Here is a 12,602-nt window from a genome sequence, read left to right on the forward strand (position 1 = left end):
AGGTTGAGATGGGTGCGGATCAGTCTTGGGGTGTGGGTGTACGCGGTGATGGGGCTGTGTATAACCCGTTCCAGGTGTATCCATAATTTGGGTAGTGGTTCAATTATAAGTGATGAGATGTTTTTATTTGGCCCCCACCCCTGGCCCCTCCCCCATTTGGGGGAGGGGCCAGGGGGGATGGGCAAAAGTATGGTTGTATCACTTACAATGTGATCACCACCCATAATTTGTAGCCCGGAAAATTGAATAGAAACAAAACACCGCGTAGAGAAATGGTCCTGCGCGGTGTTGTTTTTTATCAGAAAAAGATGAGCAAGGTTATGCAATTTCCCGCATACTCAACCCAATCCGCCCCCGCGCCACATCCACGGCCATCACCTTCACCTTGACCACATCGCCTACCTTGACCACCTCAAACGGATTTTTCACGTAACGGTCGGCCAACTGGCTAATGTGTACCAGCCCATCTTGTTTAACGCCAATGTCCACAAACGCGCCAAAATCAACCACGTTGCGCACCGTGCCAGTCAGGATCATCCCTTCGCGCAGGTCTTCCATTTTGAGCACGTCCTGGCGCAGCAGGGGTTTGGGCAGTTCGTCGCGGGGGTCACGGCCCGGTTTGGCCAGGGCTTCTAAAATATCCGCCAGCGTGGGCGCGCCGACCTCCAGCAGGTCGGCCAACTCGCTCAAATCCTCTTGCCGGCGTAACGTTTCCAGGCGGTGGGGCAGGTCTTTTTCATCACCGCGCACTTCCAGGTAGTCAAACAAACGCTCAACCACGGGATAACTTTCGGGGTGGATAAAGGTATTGTCCAGGGGACGGTCGCCCGCCGGGATTTTGAGAAAGCCAACAGCCTGTTGGTAGGTTTTGTCGCCCAACCCCTTAACCTTTTTTAACTGGTTGCGGGTTTTGAACGGCCCGTGTTCCTCGCGGTGTTGCACAATGGCCTCGGCCACCCGGCGGCTGACCCCGGCCACGTAACTGAGCAGGGCCGGGCTGGCCGTGTTCACATCCACGCCCACGTGGTTGACCGCGCTCTCCACTACGGCGTCCAGGGTTTCGCCCAGCCGTTTTTGGTTCACGTCGTGCTGGTACAACCCCACCCCAATGGACTTGGGGTCAATTTTGACCAGTTCGGCCAGCGGGTCTTGCAACCGCCGGGCAATAGAGATAGCCCCGCGCATGCTCACGTCCAAATCGGGGAACTCGGCCCGGGCCAGCTTGCTGGCGGAGTAAACCGACGCGCCCGCCTCATTCACCATCACATAAGCCAATTCTAACTTGCTATTGGCAATTTGCGCTTTGGCTTCGCTGATAACTTCGGCGGCCATGGCCTCGGTTTCGCGGCTGGCCGTGCCGTTGCCAATGGCTATCACGCCGGCGTTTTGTTCAAGCATCAGTTTGACCAGGATGGCTTTGGCCTCGGCCCACTTCTTTTGCGGCTCGTGGGGGTAAATGGTGACGCCGCCCAAAAACTTGCCGGTGGGGTCTACCAGGGCCACTTTGCAGCCGGTGCGGAAACCGGGGTCTATGCCAATAACGGTTTTGCCGGGGATGGGCGGCTGCAATAACAATTGGCGCAGGTTGGCGGCAAAGTTCTCAATGGCGTGCTCGTCGGAGGCATCGGTTGACTCGCCGCGCAGTTCGGTTTCAATGGAGGGGGCCAGCAGGCGTTTGTAGCCGTCGGCGATGGCCGCGCGGAGCTGGCCGGTAAAAATGGATTTGGGGTTGGTGATCATCCGCCGCTGAATTTGGCCCACCAGTTCGTCGTCCGGCCCTTCCAGTTTAACCTTTAACACGCCTTCGCGCTCGCCGCGATTAAGGGCCAGCAGGCGGTGGGGCGGAATTTGGCTCAACTTTTCCTGGTAGTCGTAATAAATTTGGTAAACGCCGCGCTCATCTTTGCTCTGGTCGGCCACTTTCACCACCAGCCGGGCTTCGTTGCGCGTTTGTTTGCGCGCAGCGGCCCGGATGTCGGCGTTTTCGGCCACCACCTCGGCCACAATGTCTCGCGCCCCGGCCAGGGCGTCGTCGGGCGTGGGCACGTCGTCGGTGAGAAAATCGGCGGCCATTTGGGCCGGGTCGCCTTGCGTCACTTCTTGGGCCAGCAGCAGTTGGGCCAGCGGCTCCAGCCCGCGCTCGCGGGCAATGGCGGCCCGGGTGCGACGTTTGGGTTTGTAGGGCAGGTACAGGTCTTCCACTTCTTGCAGGGTGGCCGCGGCCTCGATGCGTTGGCGCAGGTCGCCGGTCAGTTTGCCCTGCTCCTCAATGCTGCGCAGCACCGTTTCTTTGCGGGCGTCAAGGTTGCGTAAATAGGTGAGCCGTTCCAGAACGGCCCGCAGTTGGGCCTCGTCCAGGCCGCCGGTTGCTTCTTTGCGGTAGCGGGCCACAAAGGGGATGGTGTTGTCGGCGTCAAAGAGGTCAATGGAGCGGGCCACCTGTTGGGGGCGGATGTCCAACTCTTGGGCGATGGCCTGGCTGAATTTGTCGGGGGGCATGGGGTCTCCTTAATAATGTTCGGGGCTTGGCCCGGAAAATATGCCTTCAAAGAGGCGTTGTCTTGCAGAGTAGCAGGGTAGCAGGGTAACAAAGTCGCAGAGTAACAACCTGTTACCCTGCCACCTTGCTACATTGCCACTCTGTGATATTGATTATCGACAAAACTATTGATGTTGGTTCTTCAGGTGTCTAATGATAAGCCACATCTTAGCACCGAGAGGGAGGTTAAGGCAAACGGGGAAACAAAGGATAAAACAGACCGCAGAGGTCTTTGCGACCTCTGCGGTCTTATTAAATACACCCGCATGTCATTTCGAGGCGCTTGGAAGCGGAAGCGACTGAAGCGACGAGAAATCCCCTATCAGGCGGATGTTAGAAAGAGATTTCTCGGCCTAACGGCCTTGAAACTTGCCCTGAGCGAAGCGAACTGATGACATTTAAGAAAAACGCTCTTTTAGACCGTAGCTTGGGTTGAGGCACGAGACCCAACCTACTATCAATTGTTGGGCAAACGCAGCAGGTCACGTTTTTAATGTGACCTCTATCCAGGCGGAAAGATGCGTCACGCGGCCGGCGTGACCTACAGACTTGATGATGGTGACGGAGATACCTCCGTCACCCCCGGTAGCCCGACTTAAGCCGGTTGCAGGCAGGCTGCGGTTACATAACCGCAGCCATCAAAAATATGCGTAGGCGCGCGCAGACCTGACAGGTTTCCGTCGAATGCGAAGCATTCGCAACCTGTCAGGTCTACCGCGAAAGTTGGAGGTTGGGTCGAGGTAACGAGACCCAACCTACGCGCTACTTAGGCCAGCGTAATGGTTAAAACGCCCACGTTCCAGGTTTCGGGAACGCTGACGTCTACGTCAACGCCGTTGTAATCGCGGTTGCCTGTCCAAAGGTTGGCGGTTGCGTTGGGGCCATCAGGCGAACCGGTTCCTGATGGCAAGATTCTCTGGTTGTTCGCTTGTACATTGTTGGCTTGGGCTAAGAAGATACCTGCACCCACCGCCGCCGCCGGCGGAACAACAGCGCCCGTCCACGCATAGCTGATGTGGGTGACGCCGCAGGCTGTTATTTGAGCATCGGTGATGGGGCCCTCGTTAAAAGCGGTAAATTGGTATCCGACGAGGCCATCTGTAGTGCCCACGTTAGCGGTGCGCACAATGGGGCATACCGGCCCTGGCCCCGGCCCTGGCCCCGGCGCGGGCGATTGGGCCTCGACCGGGCTGGGGGCCACAATGGACGTGATGACCGGCAGCATGACCACGGTCACGCCCAGCTTGGCCAGCATCTCGCGGCGGCTGTATACTTTGCGCCCGGCGGGTTGCACTACTTTGTTTTGTAACAGGTTAGCCCCTTCCAGCCGTTTCAGGGCTAACCATACCAGTTCTTCGGCTTGCTCCGGGGTCAGATCGCCGTGCAGCTGGGCCGCCATCTCCTGGGGCGTGGTTTGGCCGTCGCATAGCTCCCACACCCTGGCCGCGGTGGGGTTGAGGTTATGCACCTGCATGCGCTGCCAGTCGTAAATGCACAACTCGCCTTCAAGGGTTTCAACGTGTACTGTTTTTGATTGTTTTGGATATTGCTTGGTTTGCATTGGTTTTCTCCTTTATTTGGGAATTAGGAATTAGGGATTGGGGGTTAGGGATTGGGAATTAGGAATTAGGGGAAATACTAACCCCTACCTCCTGATTCCTAGTTCCTGATTCCTGCCTCCTGATTTAAAATAAAAGACCCACCGGGCAGGCAATTACTGACGCGCCCGATAGGTCTGAGTTTCCGTGATTCTGTTTTATCGCCCGGCGGCCCGGCTTATTCAGGCAGGCGCAAGGGCGGTAAGGTAAGGTAAGGTAAGGTAAGGTAAGGTAAGGCATGCGGCATTTTTGCCTCTCGCCGGATGGGTTAAAAACGTATCTTATCCTAAAGCAAAAGGGGCAAAATGTCAAAATTTTGGGGCGTATCTCAAAAGTGGGCCTGGATGACCAGCGCGGCCGCGCTCTGAGCGTCGCTAAAAGTCAGGTGGAAGGCGGGCTGCTGCGCGGCCAGGCGGCCCAGGTAGCGCACGGCCGCGCCCCGGTGTGCGGCAAAGTTCACGCACTGTTGCAGTAGTCCCAGGGTGGCCTTCGCCGGAGAACAGGGTTCAAGCCGCGCCGGGGCGTCGGCCTGGTAGCGGGGAAAGATCAACGCCCTCACCGGCGCGGCCTGCCGGCACACGCCCTCCGGCCGCAAGGGCGCGTCCGCCTTGGGTAGGTGGCGCAGGATCTGCCGGGAAATTGTTGGGCCGCCCCGGCGTAGGCCGGGCGTTTGCGGAAAAGGGAACAGGCGGTCCAGGCGCGGTTCCAGAGGAATAATATCATCGGCCAGGAAAGCCCAGCCCTGAGCATACAGGCAAGCGGCCAGCGTGCTTTTGCCATGCCCCCAGGGACCCAGAAAAAGCACTCCCCCGCCGGCGTTTGCCGCTGCGGCCGCGTGCAGCCAGAGCAAATCGGGCCGGGCTTCTACCAACAGCATGACGGCCTGGTATTCCAGGCTGCGCAAAATAGCGGGCAGTTCACCCCGCTCCGTTTTGGGTTGCCGGGGACCGGCCAGAGCATAAAGCTGTCCTTCCGGCCACACCTCCAGCCGGCCCGCTTCCCGGCCGGAGCCGGAGTTGAGCATTTGGCCAAAACGGCGTTCAACCCCGGCCAGCACTTCCGGCGACTCTGACTGAACCGTCACCCGGTGCTGGCCAAAGGTGATGTGTAACAGCCCCACTTAAACCATCTCCACCAGGCCCAATTCGACCAGTTGCCCGACCGCCGCTTCCACCTCGGCCAGCAACTCCTGGCCGGAACGGCCCAACGTCTGGCCCAATTCCCGACTGATCCCGGCCACGTTGGTTTGGCCGTCGCACAATTCCCAAACGGCTGCAGCCGAGTGGTTGAGCGAAACCACCAACTCCGGGCCGGGCATGTAAAGCACCATCTCGTCCGGTAAAGCCATTGTTTCAACTCCGGCCAGTTGGCGAGGTTTACCGGCAGCCCGGTTTGCCCGGTTCTGTTTCACCGGCCTTTCCATAGTATCAGGCATCCGTGTGAGGAGTGTCGGCGTGGGCGGTGTCGGTGTGGGCGATGTCGGCGTGGGCGGTGTCGGCGTGAGCGGTGTCGGTGTGGGCGGTGTCGGTGTGGGGGGTGTCGGTGTGGGGGGTGTCGGTGTGGGTGTCGGTATGCGTGTCGGTATAGGCAACATCGGTGTGGGTGTCGGTGTAGGTGTCGGCGTAGGTGTCGGTGTAGGGAACATCGGTGTGGGGAATATCGGTGTGGGTGTCGGTGTGGGGAATATCGGTATAAAAGTCGTCGTGAGAATCTGTATAAGAACCGTCAAAATGGTCGTCGTGTGGAACGTCGGTGTAAAAGTCGTCGTAAGGAATGTCGGTATAAGGGATGTCGGTGTAAGGGGTGTCGTCGTGAGGGACGTCGGTGTGGGCGTCGGCGTAGGCGTCGGTGTAGGCGTCGGTGTGAGGGGTGTCGGTATGCGTGTCGGCGTACGTGTCGGTGTGGGCGGTGTCGGTGTGGGCGGTGTCAAGGTGAGGGGTGTCGGCGTGGGCGGTGTCAAGGTGAGGGGTGTCGGCGTGGGCGGTGTCTAGGTGGGGGGTGTCGGCGTGGGCGGTGTCTAGGTGGGGGGTGTCGGCATGGGCGCCGGGACTTTGGGCAAAGGCCTCGCCCGGCTGGGCCAGATAAACGGCGGCAATCACCGGGGCGGTCCAGCCGGCCTGGAGGATGGCGCGCCTGGAAAAGACCCTGGCCCGCTCGGCCTCAGGATTGGCAGGCGCGGCCTGCTTTGTATCTGGATGATTGGGGTTGTTGGAATCAGTGCTCATTTTTTTTTCCTTTGCCAGTAGTTTTGTGACAAGAGTTTTTAAATTATTCCACCATTGCCAGGCCGGCCGTGGCGGGCGCGTTGGTTTTAAGCAATTTCAACCCGGCCTGGCCGGCCAATCCCGGCAGGTCGCCGTAGCGGGTCAGCCAGTCGCCGTAGGCGTAAACCAGCAGGTGGTCGCAGTGCTGCGCGAGCCGGGCCTTGAGCCGGGCGGCCCGGCCGGATCCCGTTTCCAGTAACCGGCCCGGCATCAGGATGGCCAGGGCGTAGCGCCGGCCGTCGGGCCAGGGCCACTCGCTGGCAAATATATCCCCCTGGCTAAAATTTTCGGCGTAATCGGGCTGAAGTTCCCGGGCGTGTTCAACCCGGCCGGGGTCAAATTCCAGGCCAAAGGGCGCCAGGCCGGGGTTCACCTGGCAGATTTGGCGCAGCAACGCCCCGTTGCCGCAACCCAAGTCCAGTATGTTGCCGGACTGCCCGGCCAGGGTGGCCGTGGCCAATTCAATAACGGGCCGGTGGGCCTGTTCCATGGCCAGGCGGGAATTGAAGCCGTTGTCGGCGGCGTACCAGGCCGGCTCTGGCGGCCTGGGTTTGATAGGATTATCCAGGCCGCGGCGGAAACCGGCCGATTGGGTTAAAATTTGCCCGGCCGGGACCCGGTAGGGGAAGCCCAATCCTTGGGCGCCCTCGTCAGGATAAGCTGTTCCAATTCGCCTGACCACATATTTCGTCGGCGTGGCGTCGGTTCTGGCCGACACTTTTAGAACAGGCGTTTTTATCTCGGCAATGCCGTGTAGGGCCGACCATTCAACCGGCCAGGACAGGATCTCCAGCAGCCAGTCCATTTCCTGATTGTAACCGTTAGCCCGGCCCAGGGCGATTAACTTTTGGCCCAACGCCACCGTTTCCGGGCAGTGAAAACTACAGGGCAGGTGGGGCGTGGCCCGCACCCCCATCCAGCGCCACAAAATATTGGCCTCCGGCGGGCCGCTCACCTCCAGGCAGCGGTTGCTGTTGGGGGCGGCCACGCTGCCCCGGGCCATGGGCCAGGTGGTATCAACCAGGTCCTCATCCACCCAAACCCGGCGATAAAACCGGTAGCAGCAGGGGGGGTAGCCCAGCAGTTGGCCGATGCGTTCGTCGTCGCCGTTGTCCCAGGCGTTTTTGAAAGCAATCATATCGGCCGGGGCGGCAATAACAATGCGAAAGGCAAAGGGCTTGCCCAACTCGGCCCGGAGGCTGGCCCCGGCATAGGAGTTGGTGGACAGGCCCTGAATTTCCAACGGCAGGCCGCTTAAGCCGTGTTTGGCCCATTCCCCGGCCTGGGCCACAAATTCTTGGGGCGAGGCAATTTTTAAGCCGCAGGCGCGTAGGCCGGCCACAACCGAGAGCCATTCCAGGTTGAACCAGGCCCGGCCGATGCGCCCAAGACGCGGTTCCCAGACTTCCCTGGCCCGGCTGCCGGCCCAGCTCAAGCGGGTAAAATCGGGCAAAACAAAGTCAAGCCGTTCCATTGTTACATCTCTCTCCCGCCGCCGGCGCGCCCGTCGGTGTGGTCGCCGTAAGGCGCGTCGCCATGGGGTGCGTCGCCGTGGGGCGCGTCGCCGTGGCTGTCGCGGTGGCCGGGGCCGCGCCCGTCGGTGTGGTCGCCGTGGGGCGCGTCGCCGTGGCCGTTACCATGGGCAGTTGGGCCGCCGGCAGCCCGCCCCTGTTCAATCCGGGTGAGAGCCGCTTTAACGCTCATGTAACAATTCGCCGCCCAGGCTTCCAGAATAAGATGTTCCGCCTGCCGGCGTTCCGGGCGCAGCGAGAGCGGCTGCAGGCCCTGTTCTACCAGCCGGTCTTCAAAATAACGGTACAACTCAAACCACACCCGGCAGTAGGCCGAGCGGTTCCGCCAGTCGTAGTCAAGGGCCGAGCCGGGACATGACCCTTTGCACATCAAAAAAAAGCGACAGTCCCGGCAGCCGCCGTATTCCTGGGGAGTATGGTACAGGGCCAGGTAGCGTTCAAATCCCTCCACGTCGGCTTTAATAAAATCAATGCCGTCTTTGTTGGTGCGGCCGCAGTTACTGCGCTGGCCGCCGCCCTCCACCCCCCGCACGGCGCGGGTGGTATGGGGGTCGCAGGCGTTCCAGATGCAGGTGGCCGCGTTGTCTTGGCCCAGCAGCATGTGGCGCATATCTTTGAATATATCAAACTTGAAGTTGACGAGTTTCTCTTCGAGGCCGGCGAAGCTCAGCAGGGCCGCAATGTTCTCCTCGGGGCTAAGGCCATACTTCCGGTAGATGGCGTCGTTTTCAACCTCCATGATGTGCAGCCGGGCGCCGCATGCCCCCAGGCCGTCCATATATCTGAACCAATCGTGCATGAGCGGCAGTTTATCCGGGGTGGCGTTGTTGCGGTGCAGGGTGACAATCAGGCTCCATCGAATATTTCCCCCGGCCAGCCGCTCAATGGCCGCATGCGTTCTATCCGTCATCTCCCGGGTGCGCTCCAGACTGCCGGCCCAACGCGCGTCGTTCAGTTCGCCCGGCCCATCCACCGAAACGCCAACATGCACATTGTACTGCTTGAACATGCGCATATGGTTGTTGTTGATAAGCGTGCCGTTGGTCTGGATGCCGTTACTCTTAAACTTTTCGTAGCCCCATGACCATAACTCTTCCAGGTCGTCTTCAGGGATCAGCAAGGCTTCGCCGCCAAACAGGGAGAAAGCCCCACCCTCTTTTTCGATGCCGGCTTTCATTTTTTCAATGTCGTAACCTCGGCGTATATTGCCGGCGTCGCGCTGGGGATGCTGGTAACAATACAGGCATTGCAGGTTGCAGCTTACACCCAGGGGTCTAACTTCTACGGTCATCCACCCGCCTCATTGGCCCGGCCTTGGTTCTCAATAACCAATGTATCAAAATTCCCGGGTTAAAATAAAAGACCCGCCGGGCAGGCGAACGTGTTTCGCCCAAACCCTGCGAGTCTGAAGTTCTGTGATTGTTTTGTCGTCCGGCTCAGGTCGCCGGATTTATTCAAGCAGGCGCAAAGATAGTAAGGCCAGATGAGGTGAGACATATAACACTCTATTTTTGCTCCTTGTGAGATGAGTTAAAAACGTATTTCATCTTAAAGCAAAAGGGGCAAGATGTCAAAATTTGGGGGCGGCCTTGCCTTGAGGGAAGGTTCAATTTATAATCAGGCCACTACTGGAGATAAGCTGATGGAACAAGCACCATTACAGCAACGGTACCAACAACTTGATTGGCGGCAGCAAATCGGCAATCTGGCCTCAACCCTGGCTCGTATTTCTTCGCGTTCAGTTTCGCCCACTTACGATGATTTGGTTTCAAGCCTGTTGCGCGAGGCGGCGCTCTTTATCGAGTGGAGCGCCCCGTATGTACCGGAGGTATTATTGTTGGATTTAGCGCCCCTGCAACGAGAAATGCTGCTTTGGCGGCGACTGTGGCCGCAAGATGCCTTGCGCCCCCTGCTATCCGTCCAGGCCAGGCATATTTCTGACCGCCTGTTGCGCTCAATCACCTAGAATGAAACCCCACCTTTGCTTCGTCCTCCACGTGACAATTTTGTTTTCCACCACCGCGCCTCTGGCAAACAAAGCTGGGGGGACTCTTCGCTCCCGCCTGAATATGTTATGCCCTGAAATTGTGAGGGATGGTTAAAAAGCAAGCAACAACAAAAGGTTGTTAGAGTACTTTTTCCAGCCGGGCCAGCAGCGCGGGCGCGACCGCTGCGGCCTCGCCGCGTTTGCTTTTGAGGGTAACGGCGTTGGTGACGGCCTGCTTTAAAATGGGCATCGAATAAGCCGGTTCGCGCCGGGCGGCCACGGTGTTGTCCATTAAGGCCAGCAGCGCCTGGCCGGGCGTGAGTTTGCGGGGTCGCCAGACAGCCTCCGGCTGGTATGCGGTAACAACGATCAACCCCACCGGCAGCGGCTCGACCCCAATTTGCCCCTCCAGTTCTTCAGCCGGGATTTTGCGCCCCGGCTGCCCGTTTTTACCCCGCAGGGAAAGGGGCAGGGGATAGGGATGCGCCCGGCCTGCTTTATCCAGCACGGCAAACTCGTCGGAGTAGTAGGTGGCCCCGGCCTCAACCAGGGCTTTCACCAGCGTGCTTTTGCCCGTCATGCTGCGGCCCGGGATAATGATGGCCTTTCCCTGCCGGCCGACCACCCCGGCGTGGACAAACAAACAATCCTGCGCCCGCAACACGGTCAGTTGTTCGGCGTGCTGTTGCAGGGCGTCAAAAAGGGGCGGCAGTTCCAGCGCGCGGGCCAGCAAAGCCGAGCCGCAATAGAGCAGGTGGTAATTGCGCTGCCCTTTGCGTTGGCTCGGCGGGGCCTGCCGCAGCGAGTACAAAATATCCACCTCGCCCACCGGCGCGGGCTGCCAGCCCAACGGCAGAAATGGGGCGGCCTGTTCCAGCGCCGCCGGGGTATTGCTGCGCAGGCCAAAACGCAGGCCGTAGGCGGTAAAACTTAATCCATCCGTCCAGCCTAGACGGTCAACTTTGGCCTGTCAGATGGTAATGTGGGGCAGGGTGGGGAGGGGGGTGGTTGTCATTACGCTTAATCTTCTCCGGCTAATTCAAGCGATTTCTCTACCAACGCCGGGGTCAGGAAAAGTCCTTCTTGCAATAATTGGTCAATGAGAGGGGCTAAAGCGGGTATCAAGCCGTTATGCCTGGCCGTTAAAAGTACTCCCACCACACCGGTTAAAGGCAAGCCCAACCGTTGGGCGTAACGGCGTCCTTTACGTTCATCAATGATCACCAGCCGGGCCAACCGTTCATTGGCCAGGGCCAACACTTCAGCCTCTCCCCGGTCCAGGCCAACGTAGACCAGGGCTTGACGCGGGTCAGACAAAGGTGTTGTTTTAATCCAGGGGGCTTCAGCCAAAGCCGCTTGACGTATTGACCGTTCGGTGGCTGAAAACTCTTCATACACGGCCTGGGGAATGAGAACCTCTCCGTACAAATCACGCAATAGCGTTAAATGGCCCAAAGACCACAACGCTACCAATGGCGTATTATTCAGAATTACCGGCCCGGCGGGCGGCCTGCTGGGCATGGCTAAAATCCTCCTCCAATTCCTCAGGAGTTTCTCCAAAGGGTGATAAACCGTGTTGCCCCAATAAATAGAAAAATGCAACACGAGGAACGCCCGCCATTTGGGCCGCCAGACCGGTGCTTAATTTGCCGGTTTCATAGAGCTTTAAGGCTAAAAGCAGCCGGGCTTCATTTTCAAATTCGTCGGGGTCTTGTTGTAAAGCCCATAGAACTTCAGATGGATAATCAATGGATAGGGTATTCATCTTTTCCTGACCCTACAGTGTCTTTGCTGTTGGTATTATAAACCAGACCGGAGAAATCGCCAACTGCGTAAATTCTACAAAAAAATAAATCCCGCCGGATAAAGCCGGGCCGCAGCCGCGTAGGTTGGGTTGAAGAATGAAACCCAACGTTGATCAGGGCTACTCCTGCCCAATGTGTTGGGGAAAAGCAAGCGTTCCACTTGCGCCCCAATCGGCGGGATAGAGACCCGCTTCAACATAACGCCGAAAACTGGAATACTCCCAATCTATCGGCGCGTTGACCAGACCGTGCTTGACCGGATTGTAATGAATGTACGCTACGTGTTGAATGAAATCAGCCTCATCCCGGATTTGATGCTCCCAAAAGCGACGCTGCCACACAGCTTTTTCTTGTTTACGCTGCCGGGATGCGGAGAGCTGTCCTTGGTAAACAGGGTTACAGTGGCGGCTAAAATGGCTTTTGATAAGTCGCCAGCGGGTAGAAAAATCAGCATCGCCAACAGGCAATGTCCACAAAGCGTGAAGATGGTCGGGCAAGATGACAATGGCCTCGATTTTGAAAGGGTGATCGGCCATCACCTCACGAAATGCCTGGCGCAGCAGGGCGATATTTTCCGGGAGGCACAAAAATTTGCGCCGGTTATGGGTGACAACCGTAAAAAAGTAGGTTGCGCCGGGAGTTCTGGCTCGACGATATTCCATAAATAACCCAAGATGTCAGGTTTTGGAATGTGTATTTTAGCCGATTATCCCCCTACAGAAAAATTCAGGGAAGGTGTTGGGACTCGTCACCTCGACCCACCCTACGCGCTGTAGGATGGGTTGAGCGAAAGTGAAACCCAACACGGAGTTGCGCCGCCCCGGAAGGTGTTGGGTCTCGTGCCTCGACCCACCCTACGCGCTGTAGGTTGGGTGGA

The 12,602-nt window shown here is 58.4% G+C and carries 12 protein-coding genes; 1 reads left to right on the forward strand and 11 read right to left on the reverse strand.

The genetic code is table 11. The features are described from left to right. Positions 1 to 318 precede the first annotated feature (318 nt). The 7 genes from JW953_13585 to JW953_13615 form a co-directional block, all read right to left on the reverse strand. On the reverse strand, positions 319 to 2,499 hold the full coding sequence (locus tag JW953_13585; protein MBN1993728.1) for an RNA-binding transcriptional accessory protein: 2,181 nt from the start codon (positions 2,497 to 2,499) through the stop codon (positions 319 to 321). Between the two features lie 806 nt (positions 2,500 to 3,305). Next, positions 3,306 to 4,100 (reverse strand): PqqD family protein, encoded by a 795-nt coding sequence (locus JW953_13590; protein MBN1993729.1) that lies wholly within the window; start codon positions 4,098 to 4,100, stop codon positions 3,306 to 3,308. 365 nt (positions 4,101 to 4,465) lie between these two features. Further along, positions 4,466 to 5,257, reverse strand: a complete 792-nt coding sequence (locus tag JW953_13595; GenBank protein MBN1993730.1) for a hypothetical protein — start codon at positions 5,255 to 5,257, stop codon at positions 4,466 to 4,468. After that, the gene (locus tag JW953_13600; GenBank protein ID MBN1993731.1) at positions 5,258 to 5,548 is read right to left on the reverse strand and encodes a PqqD family protein; all 291 of its coding nucleotides are present in this window, start codon (positions 5,546 to 5,548) and stop codon (positions 5,258 to 5,260) included. Positions 5,549 to 5,564: 16 nt separating this feature from the next. Further along, positions 5,565 to 6,362 carry a hypothetical protein gene (locus tag JW953_13605; GenBank protein ID MBN1993732.1) on the reverse strand — a complete coding sequence of 266 codons (798 nt, stop codon included), beginning with the start codon at positions 6,360 to 6,362 and terminating at the stop codon, positions 5,565 to 5,567. A gap of 43 nt (positions 6,363 to 6,405) precedes the next feature. Continuing rightward, positions 6,406 to 7,875, reverse strand: a complete 1,470-nt coding sequence (locus tag JW953_13610) for a methyltransferase domain-containing protein (protein ID MBN1993733.1) — start codon at positions 7,873 to 7,875, stop codon at positions 6,406 to 6,408. 2 nt (positions 7,876 to 7,877) lie between these two features. After that, positions 7,878 to 9,224, reverse strand: coding sequence for a radical SAM protein (locus tag JW953_13615; protein ID MBN1993734.1), 1,347 nt, complete (start codon positions 9,222 to 9,224; stop codon positions 7,878 to 7,880). Positions 9,225 to 9,575: 351 nt separating this feature from the next. Here JW953_13615 and JW953_13620 point away from each other — a divergent pair, with 351 nt between their 5' ends. Beyond that, a complete protein-coding gene (locus JW953_13620) occupies positions 9,576 to 9,899 on the forward strand; it encodes a hypothetical protein (protein ID MBN1993735.1) in 324 nt (107 codons plus the stop codon). Positions 9,900 to 10,059: 160 nt separating this feature from the next. Here JW953_13620 and JW953_13625 read toward each other — a convergent pair whose 3' ends face one another. The 4 genes from JW953_13625 to JW953_13640 all read right to left on the reverse strand — a co-directional run bounded on the left by JW953_13625 (position 10,060) and on the right by JW953_13640 (position 12,387). Next, positions 10,060 to 10,770, reverse strand: a complete 711-nt coding sequence (locus tag JW953_13625; GenBank protein MBN1993736.1) for a hypothetical protein — start codon at positions 10,768 to 10,770, stop codon at positions 10,060 to 10,062. A gap of 170 nt (positions 10,771 to 10,940) precedes the next feature. Next, complete coding sequence (locus JW953_13630; protein MBN1993737.1) at positions 10,941 to 11,441, reverse strand: DUF3368 domain-containing protein; 501 nt, start codon at positions 11,439 to 11,441, stop codon at positions 10,941 to 10,943. Next, positions 11,401 to 11,685: a UPF0175 family protein gene (locus JW953_13635; GenBank protein MBN1993738.1), complete on the reverse strand. Its 285-nt coding sequence runs from the start codon at positions 11,683 to 11,685 to the stop codon at positions 11,401 to 11,403. Before JW953_13635 ends, JW953_13630 begins: the two co-directional genes overlap by 41 nt. A gap of 159 nt (positions 11,686 to 11,844) precedes the next feature. Continuing rightward, positions 11,845 to 12,387 (reverse strand): transposase, encoded by a 543-nt coding sequence (locus JW953_13640; protein ID MBN1993739.1) that lies wholly within the window; start codon positions 12,385 to 12,387, stop codon positions 11,845 to 11,847. Positions 12,388 to 12,602: the final 215 nt, after the last annotated feature.

The organism is Anaerolineae bacterium (assembly GCA_016931895.1).
Taxonomy (GTDB): domain Bacteria; phylum Chloroflexota; class Anaerolineae; order 4572-78; family J111; genus JAFGNV01.